General features: G+C 70.4%; 15 protein-coding genes. 12 read left to right on the top strand and 3 right to left on the bottom strand.

Annotated elements, in window-relative coordinates; translation table 11 throughout:
- The first annotated feature begins 39 nt into the window (after nucleotides 1-39).
- The 3 genes from EDF48_RS07075 to EDF48_RS07065 all read left to right on the top strand — a co-directional run bounded on the left by EDF48_RS07075 (nucleotide 40) and on the right by EDF48_RS07065 (nucleotide 3,259).
- A complete protein-coding gene (locus EDF48_RS07075; RefSeq protein ID WP_111085799.1) occupies nucleotides 40-993 on the top strand; it encodes an ROK family glucokinase in 954 nt (317 codons plus the stop codon).
- Between the two features lie 61 nt (nucleotides 994-1,054).
- A complete protein-coding gene (locus EDF48_RS07070; RefSeq protein ID WP_123292455.1) occupies nucleotides 1,055-1,780 on the top strand; it encodes a lysophospholipid acyltransferase family protein in 726 nt (241 codons plus the stop codon).
- Nucleotides 1,781-1,873: 93 nt separating this feature from the next.
- On the top strand, nucleotides 1,874-3,259 hold the full coding sequence (locus EDF48_RS07065; protein WP_123340362.1) for a 3-deoxy-7-phosphoheptulonate synthase class II: 1,386 nt from the start codon (nucleotides 1,874-1,876) through the stop codon (nucleotides 3,257-3,259).
- Nucleotides 3,260-3,560: 301 nt separating this feature from the next.
- On the opposite strand, the gene pknB is transcribed toward EDF48_RS07065, so the two are convergent.
- Entirely contained in the window at nucleotides 3,561-5,627 is a 2,067-nt protein-coding gene (gene pknB, locus EDF48_RS07060; RefSeq protein WP_123939174.1) for a Stk1 family PASTA domain-containing Ser/Thr kinase, read from the bottom strand.
- 82 nt (nucleotides 5,628-5,709) lie between these two features.
- The gene (locus tag EDF48_RS07055; protein ID WP_131879003.1) at nucleotides 5,710-7,023 is read right to left on the bottom strand and encodes a LysM peptidoglycan-binding domain-containing protein; all 1,314 of its coding nucleotides are present in this window, start codon (nucleotides 7,021-7,023) and stop codon (nucleotides 5,710-5,712) included.
- Nucleotides 7,024-7,194: 171 nt separating this feature from the next.
- Here EDF48_RS07055 and EDF48_RS07050 point away from each other — a divergent pair, with 171 nt between their 5' ends.
- Nucleotides 7,195-7,551 (top strand): Rv2175c family DNA-binding protein, encoded by a 357-nt coding sequence (locus tag EDF48_RS07050; RefSeq protein ID WP_111085815.1) that lies wholly within the window; start codon nucleotides 7,195-7,197, stop codon nucleotides 7,549-7,551.
- Nucleotides 7,552-7,621: 70 nt separating this feature from the next.
- Here the strand turns inward: EDF48_RS07050 and EDF48_RS07045 are convergent, their stop codons facing one another.
- Nucleotides 7,622-8,719: a polyprenyl synthetase family protein gene (locus EDF48_RS07045; protein WP_235036036.1), complete on the bottom strand. Its 1,098-nt coding sequence runs from the start codon at nucleotides 8,717-8,719 to the stop codon at nucleotides 7,622-7,624.
- A 131-nt stretch (nucleotides 8,720-8,850) separates the two neighbouring features.
- On the opposite strand from EDF48_RS07045, the gene EDF48_RS07040 reads away from it, so the two are divergent.
- The 8 genes from EDF48_RS07040 to mraY all read left to right on the top strand — a co-directional run bounded on the left by EDF48_RS07040 (nucleotide 8,851) and on the right by mraY (nucleotide 18,308).
- Nucleotides 8,851-9,252, top strand: coding sequence for a DUF3040 domain-containing protein (locus EDF48_RS07040; RefSeq protein WP_123292458.1), 402 nt, complete (start codon nucleotides 8,851-8,853; stop codon nucleotides 9,250-9,252).
- A 734-nt stretch (nucleotides 9,253-9,986) separates the two neighbouring features.
- On the top strand, nucleotides 9,987-10,418 hold the full coding sequence (mraZ, locus tag EDF48_RS07035) for a division/cell wall cluster transcriptional repressor MraZ (RefSeq protein WP_071254530.1): 432 nt from the start codon (nucleotides 9,987-9,989) through the stop codon (nucleotides 10,416-10,418).
- Nucleotides 10,419-10,524: 106 nt separating this feature from the next.
- A complete protein-coding gene (rsmH, locus tag EDF48_RS07030) occupies nucleotides 10,525-11,490 on the top strand; it encodes a 16S rRNA (cytosine(1402)-N(4))-methyltransferase RsmH (RefSeq protein WP_123292832.1) in 966 nt (321 codons plus the stop codon).
- A gap of 1 nt (nucleotide 11,491) precedes the next feature.
- Nucleotides 11,492-12,208 carry a hypothetical protein gene (locus EDF48_RS07025; RefSeq protein ID WP_131879001.1) on the top strand — a complete coding sequence of 239 codons (717 nt, stop codon included), beginning with the start codon at nucleotides 11,492-11,494 and terminating at the stop codon, nucleotides 12,206-12,208.
- A 49-nt stretch (nucleotides 12,209-12,257) separates the two neighbouring features.
- Nucleotides 12,258-14,027: a penicillin-binding protein 2 gene (locus EDF48_RS07020; RefSeq protein WP_123292460.1), complete on the top strand. Its 1,770-nt coding sequence runs from the start codon at nucleotides 12,258-12,260 to the stop codon at nucleotides 14,025-14,027.
- A 14-nt stretch (nucleotides 14,028-14,041) separates the two neighbouring features.
- Nucleotides 14,042-15,706, top strand: coding sequence for a UDP-N-acetylmuramoyl-L-alanyl-D-glutamate--2,6-diaminopimelate ligase (locus tag EDF48_RS07015; protein WP_131878999.1), 1,665 nt, complete (start codon nucleotides 14,042-14,044; stop codon nucleotides 15,704-15,706).
- Nucleotides 15,703-17,208 carry a UDP-N-acetylmuramoyl-tripeptide--D-alanyl-D-alanine ligase gene (gene murF, locus EDF48_RS07010; RefSeq protein ID WP_131878997.1) on the top strand — a complete coding sequence of 502 codons (1,506 nt, stop codon included), beginning with the start codon at nucleotides 15,703-15,705 and terminating at the stop codon, nucleotides 17,206-17,208. Before EDF48_RS07015 ends, murF begins: the two co-directional genes overlap by 4 nt.
- Nucleotides 17,205-18,308 carry a phospho-N-acetylmuramoyl-pentapeptide-transferase gene (mraY, locus tag EDF48_RS07005; RefSeq protein WP_123938314.1) on the top strand — a complete coding sequence of 368 codons (1,104 nt, stop codon included), beginning with the start codon at nucleotides 17,205-17,207 and terminating at the stop codon, nucleotides 18,306-18,308. The genes murF and mraY overlap by 4 nt, the downstream gene beginning before the upstream one ends.
- Nucleotides 18,309-18,312: the final 4 nt, after the last annotated feature.

Genomic DNA, 18,312 nt, shown 5'->3' with positions numbered 1-18,312 from the left:
GTTCCGTGAGTTCGCGGTGAACCGGTAGGCTCTTGGACCGTGCACGCCATCGGAATCGACATCGGGGGCACCAAGATCGCGGGAGCGGTCGTGACGGAACTCGGCGAGATCATCGCCGAGGACCGCGTGGCCACCAACGCTGCGGACCCGAACGCCATGCTCGACGACGTCGTCTCGATGGTCGAGCGACTCAGCTCAGGCCACGAGGTCGGCGCGGTCGGCGTCGCGGCCCCGGGCTTCATCGACGCCTCGCAGTCGATCGTCTACTACACGCCGAACATCCGGTGGCGGAACGAGCCCCTGCGCCAGAAGCTGCAGCAGCGCCTCGGCGACCTGCACATCACGGTCGACAACGACGCCAACGCCGCCGGGTGGGCCGAGTTCCGCTTCGGCGCCGGCCGGCTCGTCTCCGACATGACGATGCTCACCATCGGCACCGGTGTGGGCGGCGCCATCGTGACCGAGGACCGCCTGTTCCGCGGCGGGTTCGGCACCGGCGGCGAGATCGGCCACCTGCGCATCGTGCCGAACGGTCTGCCGTGCGGCTGCGGCGCGCGTGGCTGCATCGAGCAGTACGGTTCCGGCCGTGCCCTGCAGCGGATGGCGAACGACGTCGCCGACGCCGGCGGCATCGGATCCGCGCTGGCCGACGCGCGCGAAGCCAACGGCGGCGAGCTCGACGGACACATCGTGGGCGACCTGATCCTGGCCGACGACCCGGGTGCCCTCGCGGCGCTCCGTCGCCTCGGCCGTCACCTCGGTGAGGCCTGCGCCTCGCTGTCCGCGGTGCTCGACCCGCAGCTGTTCGTGTTCGGCGGCGGGGTCGCCAGCGCGGGGGACCGGCTGCTCGACCCGATCAAGCAGGCGTACCTCAACAACCTGCCGGCGCGTGGCTACCACCCCGAGCCGGACTTCGTGATCGCCGAGCTGGTGAACGACGCCGGAGTCGTCGGCGCCGCCGACCTGGCCCGCATCCACGCCCGCACGGCGTAACCGCGTACCGGCCCGCACGGCGTAGGGTCGCTCAGGCCCACCCCACCACCTGGAGTCGTCGATGACCTACTGGCTGCTGAAGAACTTCCTGCTCGGCCCGCTCATCCTCACCCTGTTCCGCCCGTGGGTGGTCGGCCGTGAGAACGTCCCCGCCAAGGGCCCGGTCATCTTCGCGTCCAACCACATCTCGTTCATCGACTCGGTGATCCTGCCGGCCGTGCTCGACCGGCGGCTGTCCTTCCTGGCGAAGAGCGACTACTTCACCGGGCGGGGGCTCAAGGGCTGGGCGACGAAGACGTTCTTCAACGCCATCGGCCAGCTGCCGATCGACCGCTCCGGCGGCAAGGCGTCCGAGGCCTCGCTCCGCACCGGCCTGCAGGTCCTGGCCCGCGGTGAGCAGCTCGGCATCTACCCGGAGGGCACCCGCAGCCCCGACGGCAAGCTCTACCGCGGTCGCACCGGCATCGCGCGGATGATCCTCGAGGGCCGGGTGCTCGTCGTCCCCGTCGCCATGGTCGGCACGCGTGAGGTGCAGCAGATCGGGCAGCGCTTCCCGAAGATCAAGCGCGTCGGCGTGGTGTTCGGCAAGCCGCTCGACTTCTCGCGCTTCCAGGGATTCGAGACCGACCGGTTCATCCTGCGCAGCGTCACCGACGAGGTCATGCACGAGCTCGCGGGGCTGAGCCGTCAGGAGTACGTCGACGTCTACGCGACGAGCGTCAAGGAACGCGCGAGCTCCGCGCGCGAGGCAGTCATGCGGGAACGGAAGTCGTCGCCCGCACGTTAGGCTCTGATGGTCCCGGCACTCCGCCAGGACGCCCGTTCTGCCGCCCTCCGGCGGACAGGCGGGCCGCCCGCACAGAACACCGAGGTAACGCCCTTGTTCGAGTCGACCGACTTCGTCGCCCTGCAGGATCCGGACGTCATCGAGGGCCTCGACTATTGGCGCACCCTCCCCATCAAGCAGCAGCCCACGTGGCCCGACGCTGCGGCGGCCGAGGCCGCCTCGGCAGAGATCGCCACGCTGCCGCCCCTCGTCTTCGCGGGCGAGGTCGACAAGCTCCGCGAGCGGCTCGCCGCCGCCGCACAGGGCAAGGCGTTCCTGCTGCAGGGCGGTGACTGCGCCGAGACCTTCGCCGGCGCGACCGCCGACTCCATCCGCGACCGCGTCAAGACGATCCTGCAGATGGCCGTCGTCCTGACCTACGGTGCGTCGATGCCCGTCATCAAGATGGGCCGCATGGCCGGGCAGTTCGCCAAGCCGCGTTCGAGCGACTTCGAGACCCGCGGCGACGTCACGCTGCCCGCCTACCGCGGCGACATCGTGAACGGCTACGACTTCACGCCGGAGAGCCGGACGGCCGACCCGCGCCGCCTGGTGCAGGGGTACCACACGGCCGCGTCGACGCTGAACCTCGTCCGCGCCTTCACACAGGGTGGCTTCGCCGACCTGCGTCAGGTGCACTCGTGGAACAAGGGCTTCGCGTCGAACCCGGCGAACGCCCGCTACGAGCACCTCGCCAAGGAGATCGACCGCGCGATCCGCTTCATGGACGCCTGCGGTGCCGACTTCGAGGCGCTCAAGCACGTCGAGTTCTACGCGTCGCACGAGGGTCTGCTCATGGACTACGAGCGCCCGATGACCCGCATCGACTCGCGGTCTGGTCTGGCGTACGACACCTCCGGCCACTTCATCTGGATCGGGGAGCGCACGCGTGATCTCGACGGTGCCCACGTGGACTTCCTGTCGCGGGTGCGGAACCCGATCGGCGTGAAGCTCGGCCCGACCACGAGCGTCGACGACATGAAGGCCCTGGTCGACAAGCTCGACCCGAACCGCGAGCCCGGCCGCCTGACGTTCATCACGCGCATGGGTGCCGGCAAGATCCGCGACGAGCTGCCCAAGCTGCTCGAGGCGATCAAGGGCATGGACGCCAATCCGCTGTGGGTCACCGACCCGATGCACGGCAACGGCCTGACCACGCCCACGGGCTACAAGACCCGTCGGTTCGACGACGTCGTGGACGAGGTCCTCGGCTTCTTCGAGGCGCACCGCCAGGTCGGCACCTACCCGGGTGGCATGCACGTCGAGCTCACCGGTGACGACGTCACGGAGTGCCTCGGCGGGTCGGAGCACATCGACGAGGCCACCCTCGCCACCCGCTACGAGTCGCTGTGCGACCCGCGGCTGAACCACATGCAGTCGCTCGAGCTCGCGTTCCTCGTGGCCGAGGAGCTCGGCGCGCACCCGCACGTGCGCGCGTAGCGCGCAGCGGTCGGGTCAGTCCCGCCAGAGCGACAGAACCCCGCGAACCGTTCGCGGGGTTCTGTCGCTTCCGCGTGCCGGACGGGAGGCCCGTGGCGGCCCTGCCCCGCGCCTCCCGTCCGCCGTGCCGGTTGCGTCCACCCCGCGCCCCGCGACGCGTTTCCCGCGCCGGTCCGCCAAAGCGACAGTGTGCCGCCGATGTTCGGCGGCACACTGTCGCTTTCGCGGGACCTTCGGCGGGACCGTGCGGACAGGTGTCGCTTCGGCGGACCGGACCGGACCGGCCGGGCTGCCCGACCGCCTACTGGTCGTAGGAGAGCGTGACCGTGTCGCCGCGGTACACCGTGGCTCCGGCACCCGGGTCGGTGCCGGTCACCGGCAGCGACGACTTCCAGTCGTAGAACCCGCACAGGATGTTCGTGCAGTCGGGCACGGAGACCTTGAGCCCGAGGCCCTCGAGGGTCGCGGTGGCCTCGTTGATGGTCGAGCCGACGACGCCGTCCTCGGGCAGGGTGATCGGCGTCGGGCCCTTCGACACGACGACGTCGATCGCGGTGCCGCGCACGGCGGGGGAGTCCTGCACCTCGGCGGAGACGATCTGCCCGGAGGGGACGTCCTCGCTGAACTCCTCGGTGCGGGCTCCGAGGATGAGGCCGACCGCGTCGAGCTCCGCGGAGGCCTGGTCGACGGTCTTGCCCACGACGTCCGGCACGGCGCCGAGGGACACCGTGAGCGTGACCGGGCCGGTCTCGCCGTAGGCCTTGACCGACGTCAGGTCGAGCGCTTTGCCGCCGGACGCGCGGCCGGTCGCCGCGATGACGGTGTCCTTCGCGGCGTCGGCCGAGAACTCGTACCGGTTGTCCTGCAGCTCGAAGTCGTCGTCGAGCGCGGCGGTGACGGTGGAGATCGGCTGCCCGACGATCGTCGGAAGCGCGATCATCTTCGGCCCGTTCGACACGACGAGCTGCACCGACGTGCCCTTCTGCACCTCGCGCTTCGCGGCCGGCTTGGTGATGGACACCTGTCCCTTCGCGACGACGGCGTCGAACCGGGTTCCGGTCTTCGACGCCGCGTGCAGGCCCTGGGCTTCGAGCAGCTGCCGGGCCTGCGAGACCGACTTGCCCGTCACTTCGGGGATGCGCACGTTGCCACCCGGCCCCGGCCCGAAGTACCAGCCGAAGCCCGCGCCGATGAGCAGGAGCACGACGAAGACCGACAGCGCGATCCAGCCGCGCTTGCGACGCTTCGCGGAGAGGTCGGCCAGGCGCTGTCCCGCGGGCGAGAGCACCCCGGGCTGCGCACCCGTGCGGCGCGGGCCCGGACCGGTGTTGCGGTTCCGGGTCGTGGGACGCCCGCGGTCGGGGCTGTCGATGATCGCCGTGGCATCGGTGGCCGCCGGTGCGTCGGCGGCAGCAGCACGGGCACCAGCGGCAGCAGCGCCGACACCGGCAGCGGTCCCGCCGCCGGACGGCAGGATGGCGGTTGCGTTCTCGGGCCGCAGCACGGCGGTCCGGTACTGGCCCGTGGCACGCTGCTGGTTGCCCGCCATGTGGTCGAGCATCTCGCGGGCGTCGCGCGGTCGGTCCTCGGGGTCGCGGGCGGTCGACCAGGCGACGAGCTCGTCGAGCTCGGGCGGGACGCCGGACACCGCGGCACTCGGGACGGGCACCGTGTCGTTCGCGTGCTGGTAGGCGATCTGCATCGGCTGCTCGCCCTTGTAGGGCTGTTCGCCGGTGAGCATCTCGTAGAGCATGATGCCGAGCGCGTAGATGTCGCTGCGTGAGTCGGCAGCGCCACGGGTCACGAGCTCGGGGGAGAGGTACGCGATCGTGCCGAGCAGGGCGGCCCCGGTCGCGGTGTTCGCCGTCGTCGCCCGGGCCAGGCCGAAGTCGCCGAGCTTGATGCGGCCGTCGTCGGCGAGCAGGACGTTCTCGGGCTTCAGGTCGCGGTGCACGATGCCGGCGCGGTGGGCCGAGGCGAGTCCGGCCAGCACGGCGCGCAGGATGTCGGTCGCCTGCTCGGGCGTCAGGGCGTGGTGCTCCTGCAGCAGGTCCCGCAGCGTGATGCCCGGGATGTACTCCATGACGATGTACGCGGTGTCGTCCTCGGCGCCCTGGTCGTAGACGCCGACCAGGTTCGGGTGGGACAGCCGCGCGGCGGACCTCGCCTCTTGGATGAAGCGCTCACGGAAGGCCTGGTCGTCGGCCAGGTGCCCGTGCATGATCTTGATCGCGACGCGTCGCTCGAGGCGGACGTCGGTCGCGAGGTACACGGTCGCCATGCCCCCGCGCGCGATGCGGGAGCGGACGCGGTACCGCTGATCGATCATGCGACCGATCATCGGATCCGTGGCGGCGTTGGTGGTCATCGGCGGCATTCTACGAATCGAGACTGCACGGGACCGCACCGGCGCACCGGTCGTGACCCAATCTCGATCTTCCGGATGAGACTCAGAGGGTGGCCAGCCAGCCCTGGGCGGCGCTCGCCCAGTTGGCGTAGGCCTTGGGGTAGGCGGAGAGCTGCACGGCCTGGGCGGCGTCGGTGATGCTCATCGACGACCACCCGGGCACGTCGAGCAGCCCGCGGGTCTTGCCGACGTTCGGGTTGCTGCGACCGCCGAAGAACAGCTTCGTCGCGTACGCGGGGTCCTGCAGCTTCGCCGCACTGCCCCAGCCCTGGCTCGGCCGCTGCTGGAACAGGCCGACCGAGTCGCGGTCGCCGTGGGGCAGGTTGCGCAGGCTCGACTCCTGCATCGCGGCGGCCAGGGCCACCACGATGCCGCGGTCGGACACCCCGAGGGAGCGGCCGACGGCGACGATGGTGGCCGCGTTCTGGCGCTGCTCGGCACTCAGTCCGACGGCGGCGCTCACCGCGGCGCGCGACGGGGCGGCGGCGGTCGTCGCCGCAGTGCTCGACGACGGGATGACGAGGGTCTTGCCCGCGTAGATCGTGCTCGTGTAGGTCAGGCCGTTCGCCGACAGCAGCGAGGCGACGGAGACGTGGTGGGACGCGGCGATCGAGCCGATCGTGTCGCCCGAGGAGATCCTCACACTCGACTTCGACGAACCCGACGAGCCCGACGAACCGGACGACGCTGCGGCCGTGGACACCGAGCCGCCTCCGGACGAGCCGTGCGGCACCCGGAGCGTCTGACCGGGGTAGATCACGCTGCGCTGCGAGAGCTTGTTGGCGCTGAGGAGCGCCGTGGTCGACACGCCGACCCGCGATGCGATGCCGGACACGGTGTCGCCCGACTTCACGTGGTAGCTCGAGGTGCTCGACCCCGACCCGGACCCGGACGTCGATCCGGCGCTCGTGGTCGTGCGCGCCGTGGTCACCGCGGGCGTCGACGCCAGGTGCAGCGTCTGCCCGGGGTGGATGATCGTGTTCCAGCCGAGGCCGTTCCGCACCAGGACCTCCTGCGCCGACAGGCCGAAGCGGGCGGCGATGCCCGAGACCGTGTCGCCCTGACGGACGGTGTAGGTCGTGGGGGCGGCTGCCTTCGTCGTCGCGGCGACCGTCGTGACGACGGTCTGCGACGGACGTGCGACCGCGGTGCCGAAGACCGGACGGTTGCCGACGTTGCGGTCCTGGTCGACGTGACGCTTGTGGTTCGAGTCCGCGTCGTCGTGTCGCGGTTCGGCGTGCGCGATGGGGCCGGTCAGGCCGGCGGTCACCGCGATCGTGCCCGCGAGGACGATGGGCATGGTCGCGAACCGGGCGGATCGTGCGCGCCGGGCGGCTTCGTCTGCAGCGTTGTCCACGGTTTCTCCTGATCTCGACTGTCCCGTGCGCGTGCATGCGCGCACTCACAGGTGGCACAACGCTGGCATGGTGTGATTCCCAAGTCAACCAGAGAGCCGGATGTGGTGCGTGTGACGAATGTGACGAACGGTGCGTACTCACTCGGTGCCCCGCTCTGGCACCATGGGCGTGTGAGTGCTGCACCCGTCGACGACCTCTCCCTCTCCGAGCGCTGGCTGACCGTCCCCGAACTGGTGGACCTGTTCAGCACCAGCCCCGGCCGGATCCACCGCCTGTTCGAGGAGAAGACCCTGCTGGCGGCCCGCGTCGGTGGTGTCCTGCGCGTGCCGAGCGAGTTCCTCGAGGACCGTGAGCCCATGCCCGAGCTGCGTGGCACCCTGACCGTGCTCAGCGACAACGGCTTCACCGACGACGAGGCCGTCCGCTGGATGCTCACCGTCGACGACTCGATGGGCGTCTCGCCCATCGCGGCGCTGCGCGCCGGGCGCAAGGCCGAGGTGCGTCGCGTGGCCCAGTCGCTGCTCTAGACGCGTTCCGAGCAGACGGGAGGCCCGGTGCCAGCTGGCACCGGGCCTCCCGTCTGTCCTGGTGTCGCGTCTAGGACGACCGGCGGCTGACCGTGTCGGCCAGCGACGCGAGCTGCTCGCGTGCCGACGGCGTCAACGGCGACGCGTCGAGCGCCGCCTTCGCACGCTGCACGTGCCGGTCGATGGAACGCTCGACCGCGGCGACCGCACCGGACTCGGTGAGGGTGGCGCGGAGCATCTGCACCTGCTCCTCGTCGAGGTCGGGGTCGCCGAGGAGCTCGTCGAGCAGCTGCCGCGGGCCACTGGCCAGCGCCTTGCGGGCCGAGGCGATGAGCACGGTCCGCTTGCCCTCGCGCAGGTCGTCGCCGGCGGGCTTGCCGGTGACCTCGGGGTCACCGAACACGCCGAGCATGTCGTCGCGCAGCTGGTAGGCGACGCCGAGGGGGAGCCCGAAGGCGCGGAGGCCCTCGAGCTGCGAGTCGCTCGCGCCGGCCACCAGCGCGCCGATGACGAGCGGTGCTTCGATCGAGTACTTCGCGGACTTGAAGACGATGACGCGCTGGGCGCGGAGCAGGTGCTCGGACTCGTCGATGACGGGCCAGGCGGTCTCTTCGTGCACGTCGAGGTACTGGCCCGCGGTGACGTCGAGGCGCATCGCGTGGAACTCCTGGCGCACGATGCGGGCTCGTACCGGGTCGAGGAGCGCGAGGCCCTCGTCGAACACCGAGTCGCTGAGGGACAGCAGCAGGTCGCCGAGCAGCAGTGCCGAGTTCGTGCCGTACTGCCCGCGGTCGCCGACGAAGCCGGACTCCTGGTGGAGGGACTCGAACCGGCGGTGTGCTGCGGGACGCCCACGGCGGGTGTCGGAGCGGTCCATGATGTCGTCGTGCACCAGGGCCGCTGCGTGGAAGACCTCGAGCGCTGCGGCGACCGTGACGATCGCCTCGGCCGTGGTCTGGCGGGAGCCCTCCGCCAGCGGGTCGAACGAGCCCGATCGGCCCGCCACCGACTGCCACCCCCAGTAGCAGAACAGCGCCCGGAAGCGCTTGCCGCCGGACAGCAGATCTCGGGCGTACAGGTCGAACGGGGCGAGATCGGGGCTGATCGCGAGGAGCCGTTCACGCTGCTCGTCGAGTGCCCGGTCGATACGCGCCGATACGAGGTCCACTAATCGCGTACTCTCAGCCACAGTCCCTACCCTAGTGGAGCGGTTGGGACATAGAATCGGTCCACTCAACCGAGTGTTTTCCAGCCCGGTTGTTCAACCCCGCGTCGATCCCAGGAACAGAGGGAACCAAGATGCCGCTCTCGGAACAGGAGCAGCGCCTTCTCGAAGAGATGGAGCGCAGCCTCTACCAGAACGATTCCGATTTCGTGGCGCGTGTCACACGTCGACAGGGTCGTCCGACGTACACAGCCATCACGCTCGGAGTGCTCGGTGCACTCGCGGGCGTCGCGATCGTGATCGTCGGTCTCGTGATCAAGGCCCCGCTGCTGGGCATCCTCGGCTTCGTCGTGATGCTCGCCGGTGTCCTCTTCGCGTTGCGCCCGGGCATGCGTGCCCCGAAGGCGAAGCCCGCTCGGCCGGGTGCTCCGGCGTCCGGTGGTTCGGCTCGTCCGGCCAACGGCGGCGGTGGCGGCGGGTCTTTCATGGACCGCATGAACGACCGCTGGGACAAGCGGAACGACCAGGGGCAGTAGCAGCCCTCCACACTCCTCCCTCGTGACGGGGCCGGCCTTCGGGCCGGCCCCGTTTCGCGTTCCCGGGGCGGGCAGGATCGGGCGGGGCAGGTTCGTGTGCGCGCGAGTGGTCACGACATGCCGCGCGGTGGTTGCCCGGGGGCCACGAACTGTCGGCTGTGGTCCGCGCGAGCGGCGGTTCGTGACCACTCGGCGTCGCGGCGGCAGCGCGTCGTGACCGTGCGCTGACCGGCGGCCGGCCGTGGTGGAGCCGACCGCTGGCCCACGTGAGCAACGTGGCGGAGGTGGGGTGGGCCTCCAGGCCGGGGGTGAACCGTCGCCGCGTGTGCGCGCGAGTGGTCACGACATGCCGCGCGGTGGTTGCCCGGGGGCCACGAACTGTCGGCTGCAGTCCGCGCGAGCGACGGTTCGTGACCTCTCGGCGTCGGGGCGGCAGCGCGTCGTGACCGTGCGCTGACCGGCGGCTGGCCGTGGTGGAGCCGACCGTGAGCCTCGGCGCGCCACGGGACGCTCCACTGGCTGCGAAAGTCCTCCACTTTCCTCCACGGCCGCCACACCCGCCCGGATCCCCGGCACGACGGGCATCCGCCACAGCTGTGCGGCTCCTAAAGCTGCCGAAACGGCCCCAAAAGGGGTGCCACGGGGCGAAAAGGGAGCGGAATCCTGGCCGGGGGGAGGGCAGTGGAGTAAAGTGGGGCTTGCAACGGTCCGGTGGAGCGGAGGGGAGGCCCGACGTGCTGCTCGGTACTCATGCCCCGAAGCTCGACGAGAAGGGTCGCGTGATCCTCCCCGCCAAGTTCCGGGACGAACTGTCCGGGGGACTCGTGATGACCCGCGGCCAGGAACGCTGCGTCGTGGTCTTCAGCGCCCGGACGTTCGAGGAACTCCACGAACGCATCCGGACCGCACCGATGACGTCGAAGCGCACCAGGGACTACATGCGCCTGTTCCTCTCGGGGGCCAGCGCCGAACAGCCCGACAAGCAGAACCGCGTGACGATCCCGCAGAACCTCCGTGAGTACGCGGGGCTCGAGCGGGACCTGACGGTCATCGGCAGCGGTGACCGTGCCGAGATCTGGTCGACCACCGCGTGGGAGGCCTACTACGCCGAAGCCGAAGAGGCGTTCGCCGACAACGACGAGGAGGTGATCCCGGGGATCTTCTGATCCGTGGATCGGGACTCCCAGCCGTGAAGCCCTGACATCACTTCCCCGATGTCAGGTCGCATGGATGGGGATCCGGACCCGCGGCCCGGAAGACGAGGGGCTGCACATGGCCGACAACGACAACGGGACACCACGCTTCCCGCACACGCCGGTGATGCTCGAGCGCATCGTCGACCTGTTCACGCCGACGCTCGACGGACCGGGCAAGGTCGTCGTCGACGCCACGCTCGGCATGGGCGGACACTCCGAGGGGCTGCTCGAGCGGTTCCCGGACCTGACGCTGATCGGTCTCGACCGTGACACCGACGCCCTCGGCATCGCGGGGGAGCGCCTGGCCCGCTTCGGCGACCGCGTCCGCCTGGTGCACACCGTGTACGACGGCATCGTCGACGCGATCGAGGGCGAGGGCTTCCGTCAGGTCGACGGCGTGCTGTTCGACCTCGGGGTCAGCTCGCTGCAGCTCGACCGGGCCGAGCGCGGCTTCGCGTACAGCCAGGACGCCCCGCTCGACATGCGGATGGACCGGACCGAGGGGCAGACCGCTGCCGACGTCCTGGCCACCTACGACGAGGGCGAACTGCGCCGCATCTTCCAGCGCTACGGCGAGGAGAAGCTCGCCGGCCGCTACGCCCGGGCCATCGTCGACCGCCGCGCGAGCGTGCCGTTCGAGATGTCGGGCGACCTGGTGCAGGTGCTCCACGACGCGACCCCGGTCGCGATCCAGCGCCAGGGCCACCCCGCGAAGCGCGTGTTCCAGGCGCTCCGCATCGAGGTGAACGCCGAACTCAGCGTCCTCGAACGCGCGATCCCGGCGGCGCTCGACGCCATCGCGGTCGGCGGTCGCATCGTCGTGGAGTCGTACCAGTCGCTCGAGGACCGCATCGTCAAGCGGGCACTGGTGGCGCGCACGAAGTCGAGCGCCCCTGCCGGGCTGCCGGTCGAGCTCCCCGAGCACGCCCCCACCTTCTCCCTGATCGTCAAGGGCGCCGAGCTGGCCGACGAGGCCGAGCGCGCCGCCAACCCCCGAGCAACACCCGTGCGCCTGCGCGCGGCCGAGCGGATCCGGAAGTGACATGAGCACGAACCTCGCACTCGTCGACCCCGCCGTCGTCCCGTCCCGCGCCCCGCGCCCGGACCGCCAGAGCCGACCGGAGCTCGTCGAGGCCACACCGACCGCGGCCCAGCGCCGTGCGCGGCCCCGCATCGGCTACGCCGTCACCGCGGTCGTCGCCCTCGGCGTCCTGCTGCTCGCCCAGCTCGGCATCAGCATGGTGCTCAGCCAGGGGGCCTACACGCTGAGCGCCCTCGGCACGGAGCAGACGAACCTCTCCCGCACGCAGCAGTCGCTCTCCGAGGAACTCCGGGTGCTCGACTCGCCGCAGAACCTGGCCCGCAACGCGCAGTCGCTCGGGATGATCGCCAACTCCACGCCGGTGTACCTCGACCCCAAGACGGGCCGGGTGTACGGCACGCCGACGCCCGCGGTCGCCGACCCGGCCACGGCGAGCACGGAGAACCAGGTGCCGAACTCCCTGCTGAACGACGTCCCCCTCGCCGCGAAGCAGGGCGACACGTCGACGAGCAAGGAGACGGGCTCGACCACCGGCAGCGCCAGCACCGCCGGCAGCGCCGACGCGAAGGCCGATGACGCCGCCGACAGCGCGACGAGCAGCACGGCCGGCAGCGCCGCGTCTGAGAAGACGAGCGGCGCCAGCGCGTCGGACGGGGGTTCCTCGAAGTCCTCCGTAGAGTCCGACGCGAACCAGCTCCAGGCGCCCTCCACCCGGTGACCTGCGGGTCTGAACCACCCTCAGCACCATCCGGGAAGGACCGCACCGCGTGACGAAGACGATCCGCAACCGCCGACTGCGCTACAGCATCGTGATGATCGCCGTGATCGCCCTGGTGGGTGTCTTCGTGGTCCGCCTCGTCGACATCCAGGTCGTGCAGGCCTCGGCCCTCAACGAGCAGTCGACCCAGAAGCGCAGCATCCCGGTGACGATCTACGGCACCCGCGGGTCGATCGTCGACCGCAACGGCACGGAACTCGCCGACAGCGTCACCCGGTACAACATCACCACCGCCCCGCGCCTGGTCAAGAAGTTCAAGGGCAAGCTCGGCGGGACCCGGGTCAAGGACATCAGCGTGTCGACGGCGCTCACCGCCCTGGCGAAGGCCTCGGGTGGCGACGTCGCGACCATGCGGAAGAACATCGCCGCGAACCCGAAGTCGGACTTCGCCTACCTGGTCAAGGGCCTCGACGTGAAGCACTACGAGGCGGTCACCGACCTCGGCATCCCCTGGATCTACAAGGAGCAGCAGGCGTCGCGGGTCTACCCGACGGGTGCGACCACGGGCAACGTCACCGGCTTCATGGGCACCGACGGCGCACAGGCCGGCCTGGAGTACGCCTACAACAAGTGCCTCGCGGGCACGAACGGCTCGGAGACGTACGAGCGCGGTGAGGACGGCGTCCAGCTGCCGGGCAGCACCGTGACGAAGAAGCAGGCCAAGGACGGCGGCACGCTCGTCACGACGATCGACAGCGACCTGCAGTACATGGCGTTGCAGACCATCGCCTCTGCCTCGAAGACCCTGCAGGCCGAGTCCGCGACGGCCACGGTCACGAACGTCAAGACGGGTGAGCTGCTCGCGGTCGCCGACTACCCCACCGTCGACCCGAACGACGTGGACGCCACCACCGACAAGGGTGCATACGGTTCCCGGGCGCTCACGGCGAGCTACGAGCCCGGATCGACGATCAAGGCCGCCATCGCCGCGGCCCTGATCGACCAGGGCAAGTCGAGTCCCACCGACCAGGCGGTCGTGCCGTACTCGCGCACCTTCCCCTGGGGCGGCACGATCCACGACTCCGAGTTCCACGAGACCGAGAACCTGACGCTGACGGGCATCCTGCAGAACTCGTCGAACGTCGGCATCACCGAGCTCGGGTCGCGCCTCACCGCGCAGCAGCGGTACGACTACATGCAGAAGTTCGGGCTGTTCGAACCGGAGTCGGCGATCGACTACCCGGGCCAGCCGTCGATGGACTACGGCTCGAGCCCGAACTGGGACCAGCAGACGAACATCAACTCGATGTTCGGCCAGGGCATCTCGACGACCGCGGTCCAGGTCGCCAGCGTGTTCCAGACCATCGCGAACGACGGTGTCCGGATCCCGCTGCACTTCGTCAAGGGCTGCACCACCTCGGACGGCAAGACCATCGACGCGCCCGACGTGCAGAAGCAGCGCGTCGTGTCCGCCGACGCTGCGACCCAGGTCACCGACATGCTCCAGAGCGTGGTCACGGGCGGCACGCTCGTGGGCATGAAGCCGATCTCGGGCTACAACATCGCCGCGAAGACCGGTACCGCCGAGGTGGCCGAGGGCTCGAAGGGCTACGGCGGTCAGCGCATCACCTCGGTGGCCGGAATGGCACCCGCCGAAGACCCCCAGTATGTTGTCACGGTGACGTTCACGAAGCCGCAGACCAACAAGTGGTCGAGCGGAGCGGCTCCGGCGTTCCGCACACTCATGTCCCAGGTGCTCGAGAAGTACCGAGTAGCCCCCTCCGCGTCCGAGGCGAAGCTCTACCCGTCCACGTGGTGAGGAAGAAGGAACACTTGTCCGCACGGATCCCCCCGGTCCTCCGGCCCGAACACCCGACCCCGAGGGCGGTCGCCGAACTCGCGAACGCGTTCGGCCTCCGCGTCGTCGGTTCCCTCGACGCCGTCGAGACGACCGGTGTCACGCTGAGCGCCGCCGAGGTGCAGCCGGGTGACGTCTTCGTCGGCGTGCACGGTGCGAACCGGCACGGCGCGGAGTTCTCCACCGAGGCCGCCGAGCGCGGTGCCGTCGCCGTCCTGACCGACGACGCGGGCGTGGAGAGCGCACGAGCGGCCGGCCTGCCGGTCCTCGTCGTGGACGACCCCCGTGCAGCCCTGGGCGATGTGTCCGCCTGGGTCTACCGCACCCACCCGGACGAGGCCACCGACCTGCCGCAGCTGTTCGCCGTCACCGGCACGAACGGCAAGACGAGCACGTCGTACATCCTCGAGGGGATCCTCAAGCAGCTCGGCCTGGTCACCGGCCTGAGCTCGACCGCCGAGCGCCACATCGGCACGCTCAGCGTGACGAGCCGCCTCACCACGCCCGAGGCCAGCGAGATGCACGCGCTCCTCGCCCGGATGCGCGAGAGCGAGGTGCGCGCGGTCGCCGTCGAGGTGAGCGCGCAGGCCCTCAGCCGCCACCGGGTCGACGGCATCGTCTTCGACGTCGCGGCCTTCACCAACCTGTCGCACGACCACCTCGACGACTACGCCGACATGGAGGAGTACTACCAGGCGAAGCTCCCGCTGTTCCAGCCCGAGCACGCCCGTCGCGGCGTCGTCTCGCTGGACACCGACTGGGGCCACCGCGTGGTGCAGGACTCCCGCATCCCGGTCACGACGATCACCGTGCACCCGGACGTCGAGGCCGAGTGGCACGTCGACATCGTCGAGGCGCACGCCGCGTACACCGAGTTCCGCCTGACCGGTCCCGAGGGCCGCGAGCTCACGACCCGTGTGCCCCTGATCGGCTGGCACATGGCCGCGAACGCCGCACTGGCGATCGTCATGCTGGTCGAGGGCGGTTTCGAGCTCGGTGCCATCGCGCACGCGCTCGACAGCAACCACCGCCGCTACCCGGACGAAGACGACCGCGACGAGCACGAGGCCCGAAGCGACCGCGACGGCGCCGTGCGCCGCGTGTCCGCCATCGAGTGCTACCTGCCCGGCCGGACCGAGCGTGTCTCGGGCGAGCACGGCCCGAGCGTCTACGTCGACTTCGGCCACAGCGCCGACGCGTTCGAGAACACCCTCGCGGCCGTCCGCCAGTTCACGTCCGGCAAGGTCCTCATGCTGTTCGGCGCCGACGGCGACCGCGACACCACGAAGCGCGGCGACATGGCCCGCGTCGCGGCGGCCGGTAGCGACATCCTCGTCGTCACCGACCACCACCCCCGCTTCGAGGACGCCGCGTCGATCCGGAAGACCCTGGTCGACGCTGCGCGCGAGGCGTTCCCGGACCACGAGCTGCACGAGGTGAGCCCGCCCGAGGCCGCCATCCGCTTGGCCGTCGGTCTGCTCGGCGAAGGCGACTCCATCCTCTGGGCCGGCCCCGGCCACCAGGACTACCGCGACATCGCCGGTGTCCGCACCCCCTACTCGGCACGCGACGAGGCCCGTCAGGCCCTGCGCGAAGCCGGTTGGGAGCCGAACTCCGGTCCGGCCGAGGACCTCCGATGATCGCGCTCACCCTCGCCGAGATCGCCACCGCGGTCGGCGGCGAGCTGATCGGTGGTGCCCAGGCGACCGACGTCGCCGAGCCCGGCGACCTGGTGGTGGAGGGCTCGGTCGAGACCGACTCGCGCCTGGTCGGCCCCGGCAGTGTCTTCTTCGCCCTGCCTGGCGAGGTCACGGACGGGCGCCGCTTCGTGCCCGCCGCGACCGAGGCGGGTGCCGCGCTGGTCATCACGCCCGAGCGCGTCGAGACCACCGCGCCGCAGATCGTCGTCGCGGACGGCTACGCAGCACTCGCCGCGCTCGCGCACGAGGTCGTCACCCGGGTCCGGATGGCATCCGCCGACCGCGTCGACGCCGAGGGGCGTCCCGCACCGCTCAAGGTCGTCGGCATCACCGGCTCGAACGGCAAGACGAGCACGAAGAACATGCTCCGGACGATCCTCGAGCAGCACGGCGAGACCGTCGCGCCCCAGGGGTCCTTCAACAATCACGTCGGAGCACCGATCTCGATGCTCCGGGTCGCGTACGAAACGCGGTTCCTGGTCGTCGAGATGGGTGCGAGCGGCGTCGGCCACATCGCCGCACTCGTGCGCATCGCCGAGCCGGACGTCGGTGTCGTGCTCAAGGTGGGCCTCGCGCACGCCGGCGAGTTCGGCGGCATCGAGGCGACGCAGCGCGCGAAGTCCGAGATGGTCACCGACCTGCCCGCCTCCGCGACCGCGCTGCTCAACGTCGACGACGACCGGGTCGCGTCGATGCGCGAGCTGACTGCCGCGCAGGTGGTCGGCTTCGGTACGTCGGCGGATGCCGACTACCGCATCACCGGCATCGAGACGGACCGCAGCGGCACCCGCTTCACCCTCACCGCGCCTCCCGTCCCCGTAGGCGACCCGTCTGCAGACGGAGGCCGACCGGGAGGCCCGGATCACGTGGACGTGCGCCTCGCGATCCTGGGTGAGCACCACGCGATGAACGCGGCCGCCGCCCTGACGGTCGCCCACCGCTGGGGCGTCCCGCTCGCCGACGGCGCCGCGGCGCTCGCGTCGATGACGCGCGCCGAGCGCTGGCGCATGGAGCTGCTGCAGGGCGGCCCCGAGGGCGTCACCGTGATCAACGACGCCTACAACGCGTCGCCGGACTCGACCGCAGCGGCGCTGCGGACCCTGGCGCAGATCGTGCGCCCGGGGGAGCGGACCGTCGCCGTGCTCGGCGAGATGGCCGAGCTCGGCGAGTTCTCGACCGAGGAGCACGACCGCATCGGTCGGCTCGTCGTCCGTCTCGGCATCGGACAGCTCGTGGTCGTCGGCCGCGGCGCGATGCCCATCCACCAGGCAGCCACCCTCGAGGGATCGTGGGACGGCGAATCGGTGTTCATCGAGGACGTCGACGACGCCGTCCGGTCACTCCAGGACATGCTCCGCCCCGGCGACGTGGTCCTGGTCAAGTCCTCGAAGTCGGCCGAACTGCGATTCCTCGGCGACCGCCTCGGAGGTGTCACCGAATGATCGCGCTCCTCATCGCCGGCGCTACGTCGCTGGTGTTCACGTTGCTGCTCACCCCGTTCTTCATCAAGCTCTTCCACCGTCTCGGGTGGGGGCAGTTCATCCGTGACGACGGTCCGCAGTCGCACCACACCAAGCGCGGCACCGCGACGATGGGCGGCATCGTCCTCATCATCGGCGCCGTGATCGGGTACTTCGTCGGCCACCTGGTCGGACGTGACTCGATCACCCTGTCCGGCCTGCTCGTGCTGTTCCTCATGGTGGGGCTGGGCTTCGTCGGCTTCATCGACGACTTCCTCAAGGTCCGGCGCCAGCGGAGCCTCGGGCTCGGCGGGTGGGCCAAGGTCCTCGGCCAGGTCATCGTCGGCGTCATCTTCGCCACGGTCGCCCTGGTGGTGCCGACGTCGAACGGCAAGCCCCCGGCGTCGACCATGATCTCGGCGATCCGGGACATCCCGTGGCTCGACTTCATGGCGCTCGGCACGGTCATCGGCACCGTGCTGTTCCTGGCCTGGATCGTGCTGCTCACGGTGTCGACGTCGAACGGCGTCAACGTCGCGGACGGGCTCGACGGTCTCGCGACCGGCTCGAGCATCCTGGCGATCGGCTCGTACGTCATCATCGGCTTCTGGCAGTCCAACCAGATCTGCGGTGGTGCCCGTCTCGACGCGAGCACGGAGCACGCCTGCTACACCGTGAGCAACCCGCTCGACCTGGCGGTCGTCGCGGCCGCGGTCTGCGGTGGGCTCATCGGGTTCCTCTGGTACAACACCTCGCCGGCGCAGATCTTCCTCGGCGACACCGGTTCGCTGGGCCTCGGTGGGGCGCTGGCGGGTCTCGCGATCCTCAGCCGCACCGAGCTCCTGCTCATCCTGATCGGTGGCCTGTTCTTCATCGTCACCGGCTCGGTCATCCTGCAGCGGGCGTACTTCAAGATCACCCACGGCAAGCGGATCTTCCGGATGAGTCCGCTGCACCACCACTTCGAGCTGAAGGGGTGGGCCGAGGTGACGGTCGTCGTCCGGTTCTGGATCATCGCGGGGCTCTTCGTCGCCGCGGGGGTCGGCCTCTTCTACCTCGAATGGATCGCACGCGTTGGTTGACCCG

It is taken from the genome of Curtobacterium sp. PhB191, from assembly GCF_004346515.1.
In the GTDB taxonomy this organism is placed as follows: domain Bacteria; phylum Actinomycetota; class Actinomycetes; order Actinomycetales; family Microbacteriaceae; genus Curtobacterium.
The sequence above is the reverse complement of the archived record's forward strand: the minus strand, read 5'-3'. Positions and strand labels throughout refer to the sequence as shown.

Coding starts and splice junctions, on each gene's coding strand:
- pknB (WP_123939174.1), bottom strand. CDS start 5,627: ATGACCACCAACGCCGCCACGGATCCGATGATCGGTCGCATGATCGAT.
- EDF48_RS07025 (WP_131879001.1), top strand. CDS start 11,492: ATGAGCACGAACCTCGCACTCGTCGACCCCGCCGTCGTCCCGTCCCGC.
- murF (WP_131878997.1), top strand. CDS start 15,703: ATGATCGCGCTCACCCTCGCCGAGATCGCCACCGCGGTCGGCGGCGAG.
- EDF48_RS07040 (WP_123292458.1), top strand. CDS start 8,851: ATGCCGCTCTCGGAACAGGAGCAGCGCCTTCTCGAAGAGATGGAGCGC.
- rsmH (WP_123292832.1), top strand. CDS start 10,525: ATGGCCGACAACGACAACGGGACACCACGCTTCCCGCACACGCCGGTG.
- mraY (WP_123938314.1), top strand. CDS start 17,205: ATGATCGCGCTCCTCATCGCCGGCGCTACGTCGCTGGTGTTCACGTTG.
- EDF48_RS07070 (WP_123292455.1), top strand. CDS start 1,055: ATGACCTACTGGCTGCTGAAGAACTTCCTGCTCGGCCCGCTCATCCTC.